Source organism: Leptospira sanjuanensis (assembly GCF_022267375.1).
Taxonomy (GTDB): Bacteria; Spirochaetota; Leptospiria; order Leptospirales; family Leptospiraceae; genus Leptospira; species Leptospira sanjuanensis.
Genome location: NZ_JAIZBH010000001.1, coordinates 1,230,619 through 1,247,331 on the forward strand (window position 1 = coordinate 1,230,619; position 16,713 = coordinate 1,247,331).

16 protein-coding genes are annotated in these 16,713 nt (G+C 45.9%); 12 read left to right on the forward strand and 4 right to left on the reverse strand.

The genetic code is table 11. The features are described from left to right. Nucleotides 1-27: 27 nt before the first annotated feature. Genes acpP through LFX17_RS05525 form a run of 5 tightly spaced genes read left to right on the forward strand, consistent with a single transcriptional unit; the run spans nt 28 to nt 3,549 of the window. Nucleotides 28-261: an acyl carrier protein gene (gene acpP, locus LFX17_RS05505; RefSeq protein ID WP_000753030.1), complete on the forward strand. Its 234-nt coding sequence runs from the start codon at nt 28-30 to the stop codon at nt 259-261. 54 nt (nt 262-315) lie between these two features. Continuing rightward, complete coding sequence (gene rnc / locus LFX17_RS05510; protein WP_238745536.1) at nt 316-1,059, forward strand: ribonuclease III; 744 nt, start codon at nt 316-318, stop codon at nt 1,057-1,059. A gap of 56 nt (nt 1,060-1,115) precedes the next feature. Continuing rightward, the gene (locus tag LFX17_RS05515) at nt 1,116-1,580 is read left to right on the forward strand and encodes an NUDIX domain-containing protein (RefSeq protein ID WP_238729362.1); all 465 of its coding nucleotides are present in this window, start codon (nt 1,116-1,118) and stop codon (nt 1,578-1,580) included. Then, complete coding sequence (aroB, locus tag LFX17_RS05520; RefSeq protein WP_238729363.1) at nt 1,577-2,668, forward strand: 3-dehydroquinate synthase; 1,092 nt, start codon at nt 1,577-1,579, stop codon at nt 2,666-2,668. The genes LFX17_RS05515 and aroB overlap by 4 nt, the downstream gene beginning before the upstream one ends. Then, a complete protein-coding gene (locus LFX17_RS05525) occupies nt 2,668-3,549 on the forward strand; it encodes a mechanosensitive ion channel family protein (RefSeq protein WP_118955409.1) in 882 nt (293 codons plus the stop codon). Before aroB ends, LFX17_RS05525 begins: the two co-directional genes overlap by 1 nt. Nucleotides 3,550-3,616: 67 nt before the next feature. Here LFX17_RS05525 and pyk read toward each other — a convergent pair whose 3' ends face one another. Beyond that, nucleotides 3,617-5,044 (reverse strand): pyruvate kinase, encoded by a 1,428-nt coding sequence (pyk, locus tag LFX17_RS05530; protein ID WP_238729364.1) that lies wholly within the window; start codon nt 5,042-5,044, stop codon nt 3,617-3,619. 103 nt (nt 5,045-5,147) lie between these two features. Here pyk and LFX17_RS05535 point away from each other — a divergent pair, with 103 nt between their 5' ends. The 3 genes from LFX17_RS05535 to LFX17_RS05545 are packed head-to-tail and all read left to right on the forward strand — an operon-like array spanning nt 5,148 to nt 7,981. Further along, nucleotides 5,148-6,053 carry a histone deacetylase family protein gene (locus tag LFX17_RS05535; RefSeq protein ID WP_238745538.1) on the forward strand — a complete coding sequence of 302 codons (906 nt, stop codon included), beginning with the start codon at nt 5,148-5,150 and terminating at the stop codon, nt 6,051-6,053. A 1-nt stretch (nt 6,054) separates the two neighbouring features. Continuing rightward, a complete protein-coding gene (locus tag LFX17_RS05540; protein WP_238729366.1) occupies nt 6,055-6,870 on the forward strand; it encodes a hypothetical protein in 816 nt (271 codons plus the stop codon). A 1-nt stretch (nt 6,871) separates the two neighbouring features. Beyond that, nucleotides 6,872-7,981, forward strand: a complete 1,110-nt coding sequence (locus tag LFX17_RS05545; protein WP_238745540.1) for a SpoIIE family protein phosphatase — start codon at nt 6,872-6,874, stop codon at nt 7,979-7,981. Between the two features lie 6 nt (nt 7,982-7,987). Here LFX17_RS05545 and LFX17_RS05550 read toward each other — a convergent pair whose 3' ends face one another. The 3 genes from LFX17_RS05550 to LFX17_RS05560 all read right to left on the reverse strand — a co-directional run bounded on the left by LFX17_RS05550 (nt 7,988) and on the right by LFX17_RS05560 (nt 12,313). After that, complete coding sequence (locus LFX17_RS05550; protein ID WP_238747684.1) at nt 7,988-9,796, reverse strand: hypothetical protein; 1,809 nt, start codon at nt 9,794-9,796, stop codon at nt 7,988-7,990. A gap of 29 nt (nt 9,797-9,825) precedes the next feature. Next, complete coding sequence (locus tag LFX17_RS05555) at nt 9,826-10,311, reverse strand: putative lipoprotein (protein ID WP_238745543.1); 486 nt, start codon at nt 10,309-10,311, stop codon at nt 9,826-9,828. A 61-nt stretch (nt 10,312-10,372) separates the two neighbouring features. Further along, on the reverse strand, nt 10,373-12,313 hold the full coding sequence (locus LFX17_RS05560; protein WP_238745545.1) for a glycoside hydrolase family 36 protein: 1,941 nt from the start codon (nt 12,311-12,313) through the stop codon (nt 10,373-10,375). Between the two features lie 119 nt (nt 12,314-12,432). Between LFX17_RS05560 and LFX17_RS05565 the strand changes: the two genes are divergently transcribed. The 4 genes from LFX17_RS05565 (at nt 12,433) to LFX17_RS05580 (ending at nt 16,696) form a co-directional block, all read left to right on the forward strand. After that, on the forward strand, nt 12,433-13,071 hold the full coding sequence (locus LFX17_RS05565; RefSeq protein ID WP_118955398.1) for a ribonuclease D: 639 nt from the start codon (nt 12,433-12,435) through the stop codon (nt 13,069-13,071). Beyond that, on the forward strand, nt 13,068-14,450 hold the full coding sequence (radA, locus tag LFX17_RS05570) for a DNA repair protein RadA (RefSeq protein ID WP_238745548.1): 1,383 nt from the start codon (nt 13,068-13,070) through the stop codon (nt 14,448-14,450). The genes LFX17_RS05565 and radA overlap by 4 nt, the downstream gene beginning before the upstream one ends. A gap of 502 nt (nt 14,451-14,952) precedes the next feature. Then, nucleotides 14,953-15,687 (forward strand): hypothetical protein, encoded by a 735-nt coding sequence (locus tag LFX17_RS05575; protein WP_238745551.1) that lies wholly within the window; start codon nt 14,953-14,955, stop codon nt 15,685-15,687. Nucleotides 15,688-15,859: 172 nt separating this feature from the next. Then, entirely contained in the window at nt 15,860-16,696 is an 837-nt protein-coding gene (locus LFX17_RS05580) for a hypothetical protein (protein WP_319941263.1), read from the forward strand. The last annotated feature ends 17 nt before the right edge of the window (nt 16,697-16,713 follow it).

A 16,713-nucleotide genomic window follows, 5' to 3' on the forward strand; every position in this document is an offset into this window, starting at 1 on the left:
CCACCTAAATGTGGTACGGAGGAAACAATGGCAGACTTTGAAAAAGTTAAATCTATCATCGTAGAACAACTTGGAGTGGATGAATCTGAAGTTACACCTGAGGCTCACTTCATAGACGACCTCGGTGCAGATTCTCTGGACACGGTTGAATTAGTAATGGCTCTCGAAGAAGAATTCGGAATCGAAATCTCTGACGAAGACGCTGAGAAAATTCAAACTGTCGGGGACGTAACTAAGTTCATCGACAACCTCAAGTCCTAATCGTTTGAGACTTTCCGGGTTCTTCGCGGAACTCGGAATTCTTTTTTCCTTCCTTTGATCCTTAAGAAAACACAACCTTCTTCCTCTCTCAAAAACCCGGAACGGGTACAAACGCTTCAAAAACTTTCCAAAAAGATCGGAATCAAGTTTTCTAAACTAGAATATTATAATACCGCATTCATTCACAGTTCGTATAAGAACGAAAATCCTGAGATCTTGGAAGACAACGAACGTCTGGAATTCTTAGGCGATTCCGTGTTAGGTCTTGTGGCCGCGCGTTCGTTATTTCAAAAATATCCAAAAGCGAGCGAGGGAGAATTATCCCGCATCAAATCGAGAATCGTGTCGACTCCGATCCTCAATTCCATTTCCGAAAAACTCGACTTAGGCGAATACCTTTTGCTCGGGAAAGGGGAAAAAAATTCGCAAGGCAAAGGCCGTCGTAAACTCTCCGCGAACCTTTTTGAATCACTTGTAGGCGCGATCTATATGGATCTCGGTTTTGAAGCGGCCGAAAAATTCATTCTCAAACATTTAATAGAATTTGCGGAAAATCCCGAAAAAGAGGAATCTGTCAGGGATTACAAAACGCAGCTCCAGGAATATTCCCAAAAACACTTTAAGGTTCTTCCCATCTATCGTCTCAAAGGAGAATCCGGTCCCGATCACTCGAAAGTCTTTCAGGTTTCCGTTCGGATTCGGGATCAATGGGAAGCGAGCGGCACAGGCGTCAGCAAAAAGGCGGCGGAACAAAACGCGGCCAAAGAACTTTACAACAGGATTCAGAGAGGATCGTAGAAAACATTCCTTTCCAAATCAAGATTCCTCGGATCAAAGGACGACAATCTAAGTAGATGGATTTTTTCTTTAAAAAGAAAGGAATGAGAGTCAGAGTCGCCGCTCTGATCGAAAACTCGCAGAACGAAATTCTTCTCATTCAACAAAAGAAAAAGGATTCTTATTATTGGCTTTTGCCGGGCGGGGGAATCGAGTTCGGGGAAAGCGCGGAAGACGCTCTCAAAAGGGAACTGAGAGAAGAACTTTCTCTTGAAATGAAATCGGCGTCTTTTTTACTCTTAAATGAGTCCATAGAACCCGGCGGGAAAAGACATCTCATCCAACTCGTCTTTGCGGTGAGCGTCAAAAAAGAAGTTCCCGAACTCAACTTGAAGGAAAAGGCGATCACGGGTTTCGGTTATTTTTCTCCGGCGGCGGTCCGTGAAATGGATCTTAGACCCGATATCAAATCCTTTCTGCTGGCAGGGGATTTTCAATCGGCGCCGTTTATCAAAAGCACCTGGGTATCAGAAAAAAAATGAGTCTTATCGAAACCGTTACCGTGAACACGGAACACAAATCCGTTCCGGTTCAACTTCACTCCGATCTTTCCGGCTTATCGGAAGAAATTTTAAAACTTCCGGGAGTTACGTCCGTATTCTTGATCACGGAAAGATCGATTCATTCGTTGTATTCCAAATATCTGGAAAAGGAATTTTCCTCTCTCGGAATTCCGGTCAAAGAGATCTACGTCAAAGGCGGAGAAAAATCGAAACATATCAATCGAACCGGAGAAGTATATAATAAACTCATTGAATACGGTGCGGATCGCAAGTCTTTAATCCTCGCCTTCGGAGGCGGGGTAGTCGGCGATTTTGCGGGTTTTATCGCGTCCACGTATTTGAGAGGAATCCGATTCGTTCAGATTCCGACCACACTTCTCGCCTGCGTGGATTCTTCCGTGGGCGGAAAGGTGGCAGTGAACGCCGATCTCGGTAAGAATATGATCGGTTCGTTTTATCAACCCGAGTTCGTGTTCGCTCCTTTGTTCGCTTTGTCCACGTTGCCCGCGCGCGAATGGAGATGCGGCCAGGCGGAGATCATCAAACACGCGCTTCTTTCCGGCGGAGAATACTGGGAAAAGGTAAAAGCGCATTCATTCAAGGATTTGAATGTGGATTCGGAGGTTCTTCCGTATCTGATCGCGGAGTCGGTTCGTTTTAAGGCGAACGTGGTTTCGAGCGACGAAAAGGAAACGGGCTTAAGAAAGATCTTGAATCTCGGACATACGACCGCGCACGCGATCGAGTCGGTAACGAAGTATAAGAAATATTCGCACGGAGAAGCGGTGGGAATCGGCCTTGTAACCGCACTTTTATTAAGCGAATTGAAATCCGGTCTCGATCCGGTTATCACTCAGGAAACGATCGACACGCTGAAGAATTACGAACTTCCGTTTCAGACGAAGCTGAAATCGAAGGAACTCGCGAAACACATGTTACACGATAAGAAGAACGTGGGCGGTTCTATCCGTTTTGTTCTTCTTGAAAAACCCGGTTCTCCGGTGTTCGATATTCCCGTAGAATCCAGGGATATCGTATTAACCATCCGCAAACAAAAAGGTCTCTGATGGGTTTCGAAATCGATTTTCTGAAAAGTATCAATCCGTTTATTCTTCTAAAGTTGAACGAACGGAGCCTTGCGGAAGAATTGATTTTAGTCGTTTATTTCATCATTTTCCTGATTCTTTCCTACAAAGTCATCATAATCGTTCTCGATTTTTTCAAACCTACGATCGACGTCACCTCCCGTTACAACAGAAGAAAAATGGCCCGTATGTCGTTCGTCATTTTGGGTCTTGTAACTCTTTTGCCCGTCGTGTTCTCCGGACTTTCTTATTTGCCCACGGTGATGGGTCTGGCCGGAGCCGGTATCGTCATTTCGTTGAAGGACATCACGTTGAACTTCGTGGGTTGGTTTTTTATCCACGGAAGCAACGGTTTCGAAGTGGGGGATCGTATCGAAATCGAAGGGGTTCGGGGAGACGTCATCAATATCGGGATGAATCGGTTTACGTTGATGGAGATTTCCTCCGATCCGAAGTCGGATCAATCCACGAACCGTCTCGTTCATTTTCCGAACCATTTCGTGATTCTGCGTCAGGTGATCGTCGTAAAGGATAAGATGAACTATGTCTGGGACGAGATGAGAATTAAGATTCCGTACGATTCCGATTTCGAAAAGGCCGAGGAATTGCTGAACGGAATCATCCGCAACAACGCGATCATCGATCAAGGGGAGATCGATTATACTCTTCAAGAGCTTTCCAAAAATTATCTGGTCCGATTGGGTAAAACTTCTCCGATCGTTTATCTTTCTTTGGAAGAAGGGGGAATTCTTTTTTCTCTGCGTTATTTGACCCACGTCCGGGAGCGGCGCGATATGAAGACGAAGATCTCGCATCAGATCCTCAAGGAATTCAAACAGTTTCCTGGAATTCGTATTTTATAAAATTCTAAACTTAGAAAACGTGCGCTGGAGTTATCCGGGGATCGATGACTCCAGGTAGCCGTTTCCCTCAGTGAATCTTATAAATCTGTAAAAAGTCCACACTGCGTACGGTCGCTCCCGGCGCTCCGGAAAGAATCACGATCTTATCTCCCGGAAACAGGAACTCGTCCTCTTTCAGTTTCTGATTCATATACGCGATCATGTCTTCCAATCTGGTAAAGAACGGCATGACGAACGGAATCACTCCCCGATAGAGTTTCATCTTTCGCGCAGTCGTTGCAAACGGAGTAAAGGAATAGATCGGAACTTTCGGACGCATTTCCGACGTGATCAAGGCGGAATAACCGCTTCTCGTAAAGTTCACGATCGCTTTGGCGTGAATTCCATGCGCGATTTCCCGCGCCGCGTTTCCGAGAGCGGTACGTTCCGATTCCAAAAATGTTTTTTTAATATTCCAATGAATCTCGTAGATATGATCGATGGTTTCGGTTTCTTGAATGATCTTGGACATGATCTCCACGGATTCTACGGGGTAATGACCGCTCGCCGATTCCGCGGACAACATCACTGCGTCCGTTCCGTCCATCACGGCGTTGGCTACGTCGCTCGCCTCCGCTCTTGTCGGTCTCGGATTTTCGATCATCGATTCCAACATTTGCGTAGCGGTGATCACCGGTTTGCCCGCTTGGTTGAGTTTGTAGATGAGTTCTTTTTGAAGGATGGGAACTTTTTCGGTTTCGATCTCCACTCCGAGATCTCCTCTCGCGATCATGATTCCGTCCGCGCGTTCGATGATCTCGTCGATGTTTCCGATCGCCTCGGGCCTTTCGATCTTTGCGATCAGTCCCGCGTATGTTCCTTCGAGAAGGGAACGCGCTAACTCCAAGTCGGCTCCTGTTCGTACGAAACTAAGCGCTACGTAGTCTACGCCGAGAGAAAGTGCGAACTTCAAGTCCTCCACGTCCTTTTCGGAAAGGGCGGGTGCGGAGATCGGTGTTCCGGGAAGATTGATTCCTTTGTTGCTCCACAAAATCCCGCCGACGATTACCTTCAAAACGGCGGAATCCGATTTTTTCGACGCGACTTTCAAGACGAGTTTCCCGTCGTCGATGAGAATCTTATCTCCTTCCTTAATGTCGCTTATCAGATTGGGATAAGTGCATCCGATCGTGTGTTCGTCGCCTTGATATTCCGCGTCGGGAACGATCGTAATTTCCTGGTCTTTATGGAGAAGAATGGAATTGAGTTTTAATTTTCCCGTTCGAATCTTCGGACCTTGCAAATCGGCCATAATCCCCAGAGGAAAACCGGAGATTTGCTCGCATTTCCGAAGCGTGTCGTAAACTCTTTTGTGGGATTCGTGCGTGCCGTGTGAAAAATTCATTCGGGCTATATCCATTCCCGATTTGAGAATGGAAAGAACGGTTTCTTCGGAAGAGGAGGCCGGACCGATCGTGCAGACTATTTTGGTTTTTTTCCCGTTCAGGATTTTCATGAACGGCAATTGTAGACAAACGCCTTCCGTTGTTCCAGCGAATATTTCCTCTTTACGAACGGAAACCGGAAAATAGAATGAACCAAAAATAGGCGTCCTCTCCTTGGAGAAGCAGTTAGAACGAATTGGTTTGGTGTATCACCCGGATTATAATATGGATCTGGGTCCTCATGTATTTCCCGCACGGAAATACCAGATGGTTTATAATCTCGTAAAACAAGATCCGAAACTCGCGGAACTTTATATCTATAAACCAGATCCCGCTAAGGATAAGGATCTAGCGTTAGTTCACACCAAAGAATTCTTAAAGGATTTTTTCTCGCTCAAGCTCACCGAAAGAACGCAGAATTCGGAGCTTCCGCTCACCAAACAAATCGTACATAGCTTCGTATTAGCGGTCGGCGGAACGATTCTTGCGACGGATTTGACCGAAAAATACAAATTCGTTTATCATATCGGAGGCGGCTTTCATCATAGTATGCCGGATCGCGCGGAAGGTTTCTGTTACCTGAACGACGCGGCCATCGCGGGGAAGCTGTTTCAGAAACAACATCCGGGTAAAAAAATTCTTTTTATCGATTTGGACCTGCATCAAGGAAACGGAAATTCCGTCGTATTTCAGGAAGACCCGGACGTCTTTACGTTCTCCATGCACCAGGAAAATCTATATCCAAAAAAGGAAAAATCGGGACTCGATATACCGCTCGGAGAAGGAACGGACGATAAAAAATATTTGGAACTTTTGGAGAAGTCTCTGAACGGCATTCGATCCGAGTTCAAACCCGATCTGATTTATTACATCGCGGGCGCCGATCCGTTCGAAGGCGATTCGCTTGGAGATTTGAAACTCACGTTCCAAGGTCTGCGTAAGCGGGACAAAATCGTGCGAGACTTCGCATTGGCATTGGACGCGCGCACAGTGATTCTTCCCGCGGGCGGATACGCGAAGGACTTTCACGATACGGTGACGATTCATTACAACACGATCAAAGTGTTTGCGGCCGAGTGACATGAGTATCTTTTCTGACTCGGATAAGAAAAAAGGAAATCCCGGATTTCTAGAAAGTCAAGAACTCGGGATGATCGACATCTCGAAAGAATTTCATACGTCTCTCGGAATCGAGAACAGTCTCTTCAATCGATTCACAGCGGAAGAAGTCAGGGAGATGCTCGAAAGCGCGGGGATCTTCCGCACTTTACAGGCAAGAGGTTATAACGACTACGAGATATCCTTGGACGGAATCTCCGATATGGACAACCGCATTTATATCAAGGAACCATCCGGCGGGATTCTCGTTCACATGCGTCTAAAATTTTCCGACTTTCAGTTTAAAAAGCTGGATCAATCTTATAAGCTCGTTTATATTGACTGGCTCTTGACCCAGAACCTAAAGATGAAAAACATGAAGGCCAAAAAGAAACTCTATCAGGGACAGGAATATCCGGGTCTTTCTCTGATGAACGAGATCACCGGTTTTATCCGCATTCTCGCCACAAAGATGGGAGCGTACGGCGCCTTTAACATTCCGGAATACTTTCACGACGCGGTATTATTTCATAAATCCTTTCAGTTCGTGGACCCCGAAAAGGAGGGGAGATTCCGTGCGATTCTTCAATCCTTCAGCAGAACGAATCTCCGAGAATTGAGCGATCAGATTCACACGGAAAAAATCTGTGACGCTTCCTCCGGAGAAGTTTATGTTTGGAAATACGGGGAGATGGTCTCCTGCATCAACAGTTATCTCGAATCGGCGCTTTTCGACGAGGAATATTACAGAAAAGTGAATAAGATCGTTTCGGGAACCAAATACATAAGGAAAGTTTAATATGGCGGAGTTTTCCCTAAGACCGGAAATCATCATTCTTGACGACGACAGGGACGTAGGCGAAACCCTCGAACTCATTCTGAGCAAACTCGGATATCAGAGTGTGTTTTTCGATTCCGTCGAACAGGGAAAACAATATTTCGAAAAGGAACGGAACCCCATCGTGTTTCTGGACATTCACATGCCGGGAACGAGCGGTCTTGACATTCTCCCTTACTTCAAAAACCTGGAAGCGAAAACCCAAGTCATTATGATGACCGGAGAACGCGACATCAACAATGTCGTCACTTCTCTTACCCACAAAGCCAGCGACTTTTTGTTGAAACCGTTTTCCATTCAGACGGTCCAAATCGCGATCCAAAGAGCATACGATTATTATACTATTCTAAAGGATAAGGATTTGCGCGACGAGGTGATAATGCGCGATCTTCGCCTTGCGTCGAGAGTTCAGGGAAAGATTTTTTCGATTCCGGACGTAAGCCCGTACAAGGTGGAAGCCGACGTGACTCCGGTTTCCTTTGTCAGCGGCGATTTCAACGTAGTGCTCAAAAAGGAAAAATCGGTTCTATTGCTTCTCGGAGACGTGGAGGATCACGGCGTTACTTCCGGATTGATCGCCCTTTTGATGACCACCTTGGCTCGGGAAGAATTTAAGACTTCGGACAATCCGAGCGAAATTCTAAAACGAATGAACCACGAACTCTGTCTGAATATCGGAACCCATAGTATGACGGCCGCCTGTGTGATGTTGTTTCCGGACGAAAAGAAACTCGTTTATGCGAGAGGAGGACATCCTTTTCCCGTTCACTTCCACAAGGACGGATTTTCTTTTTTAAAGGAAAAGTCGGGACAACTGCTCGGGATCTTGGAGGACGTCGATTTTCCAAGTCACGAAATCGGTTTTACGGAGAAGGACGTGATCTTTCTTTTTTCGGACGGAATCATCAACAACCTCAGTCATCCTCTCATCGAAGAATTGAATCAGATTCATAAGTCCGGGCAGGACCCGTTGAAACGTATGAAGAACGCGCTCGATACGTATGTTCGTTCCGCGATTCCTTCGCGGGAATACAGGGACGACGCTTCCTATATTCTTCTGGAAGTCAGATAAGGAATTTCAGTCCTCGTCTTGAAACCGGAAAAGTTCTTCCGGGATTTCCTTCATGCCGACGGAAGGAAACGTTCCTTTTCGAATATTAAAAAAAACGAATTCAGGAAAACTGAAAAAGAGGGATTGAAATCCTTTTCGAAACCGTTCGCCTTTGTCGAGCGGAGAAGTGAAGATTCCCGCCGCGGTCATTCCCAAACCTGCGAATAGATTCACGGTTCCATAGACCGGACGTACCCAAAATACGTCGTCCGTGAACATCGGAAAAAAATGATCTTCCCGATTCGTTTTGTAGATCGAAGAAGTGAATGTGAAGGATTCACGAATAGAAGTTTTCCAACCCGGATTTTGTCGCCGGAGTTCCTCCAGTTTCTTTCTTCGATAGGAGAGAAGGGTTTCTTCCCCTTCCGTTTTCCAGTGTTCGGAAACGGAATAAGAAGCATGGAACGGAATGAATGCGAAGGAATATCGAAAGTCGATCGGTTTACCGGGAAACTTCGTTTCCTGTTTTTCGAACGAAGTTTGAACGCTTTTTACGATTTCGGTCGTGCAGTTTTCAAAGAGAAGATGAAACGGATAGAGTTTTTTTAATCGGAAGTGATATTCCTTTTCCCGTTCCTTGGCGAGTTTTAGATATCCGGCAAGGATCTCGTCCGAGGGCAAACGCATCGGAATCAAAAACCGTTTTTCCCTTTGCGGAAGAAGTTTTCCCGAAGTCACTCGAACGGGAATTGCGGTTTCGATTCCTTCGCGGAGTTCGTAGGCGCGGTTGGTCGCGTCTTCCCAGATCTGATATTCCTTTTCGGATAACTCGCGTAAGGCGGATATTTTTTTGCGGGCGAGCGAAACGACGGCCCAGGTTTCTTTGGAAAGATGGTCTAAAGCCTCTTTGTCGTTTTCGTCTTCCTGATACACGATGGGGGATTCTTCCGGAAAAGTGGATAAAAACACGGGTCGTCCGGTGCGGACGCTTTCTTCGATCGCGTGCAGCCTGCCCAATACGACGAGGGCGCTGTAGGCCCAGCCGGGATCTTTTTCAGCGAGGATTTGGACGAGGGATTCGGTTTGTTTGATGCGGAATCTTTTCAACAGTTCGGTCTCTTCGGAAGTTAATGATTCCTGCATATTCAAAATTTTGAATTCGGAATCGAGCCCCCATTCTTCCTTTAGGATTTGGCAGAATGCGATTCCTTCGAGTACGTCCCGCAATCGTAAATAAGAACCCGGTTTGAAAAAAGGGAAACCGTCTCGAGTGAGTTTGGACGGCAACGGAGGAAATTCCGGATTCATCAGTTCTCCGTTTTCGGAAAGAACCGCGTCCTTTAGGGTTTGTTCCAGATCCCTCAGATAATTCTCCCCAAGATCGGTTGCAAGGCGCGATTTTAGTTCGTTTGCGAAAGGGGATCGATCGCGGGAATCGAAATACGCCGTTGCACGCAGTCCGATTTTCTTTTCGGGAGAATTCAATTCCTCCAGGAACTTGGTTTCCTTTTTGAGAGTTTCCAGATTTTGAAGATGGCGGAATTGAACGAGATACAAGCGGTTGAGTCCGCTTTCCAGAACGGAAATTTCTTTCCCGGTCAATGCGAGTCTGGTAAGAACGCTCGTTCGGTTGGATACGATGTTATAGCTGAACGCGAAGTCGTCATACGATTCCCTCACCAAGTGAAAGATATCGTCGGGAAAGAACTGATAGTGATATACCTTGTTTCCGATTCGGATTCCGGTATGTCCTCCGCTGGATTGTCCGGTGTTTGCGTCTACGTAGATGAAATCGACGGTGGTCGGTGCGGAAAACAGCCCCGCAGGAAAGAGCAGGGCCGTCGCAAAGAGGAAGCGAAAAAATCTCAGAGCTGATGATATCCTTTGCGGATGGATTCGACGACTTCCGGTTTAGCGCTTCCCATTTCGGAAACGAACTTGGAAAATTTTTCCTCGCTTACTCCGGCTTTTTTGAGTCCGCTTCCGATTCCGAGATACGTTACGCGCAACGCCTTCCAGTTGGTCAGTCCGTTTTGAAGCGCAAGAGTCGAAAGATCGTTTTTGAATTCGATTTCCTGAAATCCGTTTTCTACGTGCATCGCGGTCAGATCGCGCACGTCTTTGAGATACGCTTTTTCTTTTTTCTCATCGTCTCCGGAAGAAGAGGAAAAGATGGAGCTGATCGAACCGGAAATCGATTTTACGGATTTGGAAAGACTTTCCAAAGAATCGGAAGACTTGCTGAGAGAGTTGATTCCGGTCGAGATCGATTCGAAAATAAAACAGTGATTGAGGCCGATGATAAAAAGTCCGGTTGTTAAAGTCATCAGCAGCTTTCGAGTGCGTTTCATCAGATGGATTCTCCGTTGAGTTGTTTTTTCGGAAGGAATTTTACAACTTCCTTCCTTCGAGTCAAACAACTTTTGCGGTTTGTAAAACGACGGAGCCGAACGCGGGAAGTTTTAGTTTGAGAATTCCCGTTCTGGATGAATACTCAAAGTTTTCAGGAACCTTTCCGGTCCAATAATCCGGGAATTGTTTCAACTTCGATACGAACGGAACTTGGATTTCGATCGTAGTTTCTTCCTCGCTCGGATTCCACATTCCTAAAAAGCCTGCCGGATTATAAAGCGCCGGTGGAAACAACCCCGATGCGATTCCAACCGGCAGAGGAGTTTTGGTTCTGCACTTTGCTCCGAGTTCCAGCGTCTTTTTCAACAAGGCCAGTCTTTCGTCTCCGATCAGGGAAAGGTCGTCGCTGACGAGAATCATTCCTCCGCTCACGGCCATCACGCTCGCCATCAATTGGGTCTGTGCAGCGTTCATCTGATTTTTGCTTTCGCGTACGAGCAGACAATCCGGATCGTTGTACCAAAGAGTTCTGTGCATGGAAGAACGGGTGATGTCGTTGATCAAGGCGCGTTCCGTACAAAGCGCGTGTTTGTCTTTTACGAGAATCCGCTTCTTTTCCCTTCCCCAAAACGGAGCGACGTCGCAGCTGATCCGCATCGCGTCGAATAACCCGATCGAAGGATAGATCGGCGCCCCGCATCCCAAAAGAAATACGTCCTTGCCCACGACTTTTCGGATAAAGCGGATCGTGTCCGCATAACGTTTGTGAGGTGAGATTCCGCGGTCGTAGGTCCATCCGGGAAGAAGGGCGGCGTACAGAAAGTCGAGTTTGAGATACGGATATCCGTACTCTTTTACGAGGGTTTTAAAGACATTCTCCAGAAAATCGCGGGAAGTCGGATGCGTGACGTCGATTGCATACGTGTAATCCATTCCCCAGAGAGGATTCCAAAGCGCGGGCACCGGCTTTCCGTCCCGATCCTTGAGAACGGCTTCGGGATATTTTTGATAGAACTCGGATTTTTTCCGGACCAAAAACGGTGCGAGCCAAATTCCGGGCGTGAGTTTTTCTCTTCGGATTTCCTCGGCTAAAAGCCTCATTCCTCCGGGGAATTTATCGTTGGTCGTGAGCCAATCTCCGATCTCGTTCTGATATCCGTCGTCGATCTGAAAAAATTGGATCGGCAACTTCTTCTCTTTGACGAGAGCGAGATTTTTCAGAATGATCTTTTCGGAAATTTTCGTGTAGTAGTGATACCAAGAACACCAGCCGGTGGGAACCGGCGTAGCGGACAATTTTACTTTATGAGCTTTTCCTAATTCACTAAAATACTTTTTTAAGTAAGCTTCGGGTGAAATCGTAAATCGGGAAACTCCGACGGGAGTCAAAAAAAGTTTATTCCCGCGAAAATCTTCGTAACGGTAAAAATCATAGATCAACGAAACTCCGGACTGGGAAATCCAGGTTTTCTTTTTGGAATTTTCCAATTCTTCTTTCCGCTCAGAAGAAAGAACCCGAAACTTGACTCCTTGTTCTCCGGGACCGGTCGCTCCGACAAAGTAATGCGGTTCTTTGGTCGAAGAAATCAGAAGCAGCATACCTTCGCTGTGCCAATCTCCGCTTTCGTTGGAAGGATGTGTGTAGATGTTTTCCTGAGAATACTGAAGAAAATCGAGTTTGGGAGATTCGTCCGGCTCGCTCAGCGAGTGAACCGCCGAAAGACTCCAGGATTGATATCCGTGTTGAAATACCTTCGGCTCCGTCAACGAGTGCGGAGGAAGTTCGATTTCCAAGGTAAGGATTGCCGTTCCGGCCTTGGGTCTTTGATCGCCCACCCATTCGAGAACCGGCTTGAATGTTTCATTCTTTCCCGTTTTTTTATGACCGAGCGAAAGCGAGAAATTTCCGCAATCGCTCTTGGTCTTCGCTTCCTTTCCCGAAATTTCAAACGAGGACGAATAAAAATCCTCATAGACTTTGTAGTTTAAAATGGCTCTCATGTTTCTCTAAGTGTTTTGAGTCGTTTTTCTTTTTTCGATCGGGAACTTTTTAAAATTCCGGCGGCCTTGTTTTGTATTTTTGATTCCCGAAACCGTGCGGTACGGATTATTATGAAATTATGCCTCCAAAACCTTCAACTATAAAACCGGAGCTTTTTCCCGGGGATCTCTCGCAAAAAAGATTTGAAGAATACAAGGCGGACGACCGTCTAGCGGTCGACTGCGAAATGATGGGACTCAATCCCAGAAGAGACAGGCTCTGCGTGGTTCAGATCTGCGATTCTTCCAATAACGTAAGTTTGGTTCAAATTCTTCCCGATCAAAAAGAAGCGCCGCTTCTCAAATCCTTATTCGAAAATCCGGAGATCGTGAAGATCTTTCATTTCGCGAGAATGGATTCTCTTTTTCTTCGTTATCGTTTGGGCATCGCGTTGCAGAACGTTTTCTGCACGAAGATCGCGAGCAAACTGGCTCGTACCTACACGGACAAACACGGTCTCAAAGATTTAATCCGAGAATTTTATGATGAGAATTTGGATAAAAAGAATCAATCCTCGGACTGGGGGAAAAAAATTCTTACCAAAGACCAAGTCGACTACGCGAGCGGAGACGTGAAATATCTGATCTCCCTTGAACAAAAACTCACGGAAATTCTAGTGCGCGAAGGGCGCGATTCTCTTGCGAGAGAAGCCTTTGCCTGTCTTCCCGTTTTCAACCAGATCGATTGGCTTGAGATGCCCGCTCTTTTCGAACATTGAAAAAGAAACTCGTTCGAAATTTTATCTGTCAATCCTGCGGTCAGGATTATTCGCGTTGGGCCGGCAAGTGCGAGTCCTGCGGGAATTGGAACACCATCGTGGAAGAAGTCGGCGGAGAACGTTTCGCTTCTTCCTCGAACGGGAATTCTCAAAAACACAAAACGTATAAGGAGCCGACTCCGTTAGACAAGGTAGGAGAAGAATCTCTTACAAGAATGGGAACGGGTTTGAAAGAACTCGATATCGTTTTGGGAGGAGGATTGGTTCCCGGTTCTTTGACGTTGATCGGCGGCGAGCCGGGAGTCGGTAAGTCGACCTTGGTTCTCGAAGTTTCGCGTTATCTGACACAGGCAAAAAAAAACGTTCTTTATATTTCAGGGGAAGAATCTCCTTCCCAGATTCGGATGCGCGCAGAGCGGATGGGAATCCGTTCCTCCAATCTTTTGCTGACTTCCGAAACGTTTGCGGAAAATATTTCCGCGATGATCGAAGGGGAAAGGCCTTCGGTGGTTTTTGTCGATTCGATCCAAACGATCGCGAGAGAAGCGCTGCCCAATCAAGCGGGAACCGTCACGCAGCTTCGGGAATGTACGCAGGTACTTTTGGAAACCGCAAAGAGAACGGGGATTCCCGTGTTGATGACGGGCCATATCACGAAGGAAGGGGCGATCGCAGGACCTAAGGTTCTGGAACATCTTGTCGATACGGTTTTGTATTTCGAAGGGGATCGGCTCAACTATTACCGATTGCTGCGCGCGGTAAAGAATCGTTTCGGCGCGGTGGGCGATCTTGCGATTTTTGAAATGTTTTCGGGAGGCTTACGGGAAGTAGGCGATCGCAATCGAATCTTCGTAAGCGCGGGCGCGGAAGAAAGAAGCGGTTCCGTCATCAGCGCCGTTCTGGAAGGAAGCCGCGCTCTCACCGTGGAGGTGCAGGCGCTTGTGAGCAAGACAGGCTTTCCCCAAGCAAGAAGAATGGCGGAAGGTCCGGACACACGACGTGTGATTCTGCTCGCGGCCGTGATCGAAAAGTATATCAAAATTAAATTAGGAGAATGTGATATATTCAGCAACCTCGCAGGCGGCTTGAACGCCGACGAACCCGCGTTAGACCTTGCGATTTGCACTTCGATCATTTCGAGTTATTTGGATCAGCCTTTGCCGAAGGGAACCTGTGTTCTCGGCGAGGTCGGACTTTCGGGAGAAGTGCGCAGTATCGGACAGGCAAATCTTCGCGTGAAGGAACTCGCGGGCGTCGGGATGAAGAAGGTGATTTTGCCGGAAGGAAATTTAGGCGAACTGGAAAAGAATTTGGACATTCAGATTCAGGGAATTCGTTCGCTGAACGATCTGCGTTCTTTGTTTCCGGGTGCGAACTGAAATTTCGGAGAAATGTGGGAACTCATACGATCCTATGTTTCAGCAAGGGTGTGGGAACTCTTACGTCTGCGTTCTTCCGTGATGAAAATTTTGTGGGAACTCCTGCGGCCGACTGTCTTCCGAAGAATTTGCGTGGGAACTCCTGCGCTGGGTTGTCTTCCTACAAAGCTTGTGGGAACTCCTGCAAAAAAAACTTTGCATCTAAAATAAATGGATGATCTCCTTCCATTTTCGAAAATCGTTTCGAATCGAGTCTGTAGTTCAAAGTTTGACGGATATGAAGGATGAGTTCGAGAGGGTTTGTGAGTTTAGAAGGCGCTGTTTCTAAGGATTTCCGTTCAATCTTGTGGGAACTCCTCCCTGTAGTTTGTATCGAAAACGATGTTGGAACTGCTACCGTTCCCAAAACCATCTTGAAAATGATCGAACGAGAGTTTTTCTCCAACGGTTTGTCGGACGAATTGAATCAATAAGAATTTTATACTTTACTGATAGAGGTTTTATGAAAAAGGCGATTCCGATTATTTTCCTGCTTTATTTCTATTTAAGTTGCGCCAGCACCGGGTACGACCGCGGTCCTTTGCCTCCCGTGGACCCGAAAGAGATCGTGATTGATTCCGAAGAAATCAAACATTATCTTTCTTTAAAGCCGCAGCTCCGATTTCCCTTTCGCGTGGGCGTTTATATTCTTTATCCGGAAGGATACAATTATCGAATCGATGCGAAGAATAAATCCGCGTTCCTAACGATCGAAGAAACTTTAAAGGCCGATAAAATCGTATCGCAGATGTTTCTTATTTCGGAATCCGTTTACGACATGGATCGACAAACGCACGTTCCGGGTTTCCGGGATCACTATCCTGTCCGGACAAGAACGTTGGACGGAATCAAAAAAATCCGTCTTCTTGCCGCGCGTTACGGGGCCGACGCCGTTCTCGTGATCAAACCCGGCGTCCGTTACAATCAAAAGCCGAATCTTCTTAGTATTCTTTACGCGACCATCGTTGGAATTTGGCTCGTTCCCGGTTCTTCGGGAGAATCCACCTTCACGCTCGAAGCGACTCTTTGGGATGTTCGAAACGAATATTTATATCTGACCACAGAATCCGAAGCTTCTTCTTCCGCGGTTCGACCTTACGGATGGATTGATGAAACTTCGATCGTCGCCGAAAGTAAAGAAAAGGCGATCTCCGAATTTTCTTCGGAAGTGCTGAGACGGTTTAAGAGTATGAAGTAGGATTTCGTAAACCATGATTTAGTTTTTGGAACGTTCAATCTTTATAATTTTGTAATATTCGAATTATTTTTTGTAGATTCGTGGCGTGGTCGTTTGTGCGGTATCTTAGGAGATGCGGGCGATTCTGCTTTTTGGTGGAGATGATTTGTTATTTCAGAATACTTTAAAATCAATGAGATTCCGGATATTTCTGGTGTTTTGCTTTGCCTTTTTTAGCAGCAATTTGTTTTCAGAAGACCTTGCGCTATTGGAGGAGTATAAATTGCTGCATATCGATTTGCTGAATATTAAGACATCCGGATATAGATCGTATTTTAATCTACAATTGAACAGGGCGGAAGCAAAAATTCATAATTTTCAAGGATCTTTCAAGACAACAAAAAACCGTCTTTTTTGCGGTATATCGGGCTTAGGTTTTTTTAAAATTAAGTTGTCAAATGGTTTAATCGGATATACGAGACAATGTGAGCTTAAAGTTAACAAAGAGCATGAGTTAACTAATAAACATTATTCCTTCTTTGATAAGATAACAATGCCTCGGAATTTTGATCCGGGAACATTAAAAATACTTTTAAACGGAAGTATTGCTGTAAGATCTTCTGAGCAAGAGTTGGTTGTGGGACAATTGAAAACGTATAAAATCAGTTCTGAATCGTTGGAATATCTTAAAGAAGGTATTTACGTGGTTAAAGCCAATGTGATTGCTGAAGACGAAGAAGTACGTGACGATAAAATATACGCAGGTCTTATTGAAACGAGCAATTATGATTTATTTCCCGTTCTTTTGAGGATGTATTTTATCCTAATGACGTTAAATGAAAAACAAATTGCTAATGTCGAATTCAAAAGGGATCTGCTAAGAATGCAAATTACAAAGATCGCGACCGAATCTAATTGTCCTGAAAAAGACATTCTTGCCGATACGGATGAACGTTTTATTGACCATTACGAGAATCAAAAATTATTTTTTTTAGAAAGTATTTTGCCATTTTTAAAATACGATTATTGAGATAAAAAACGCCGTTC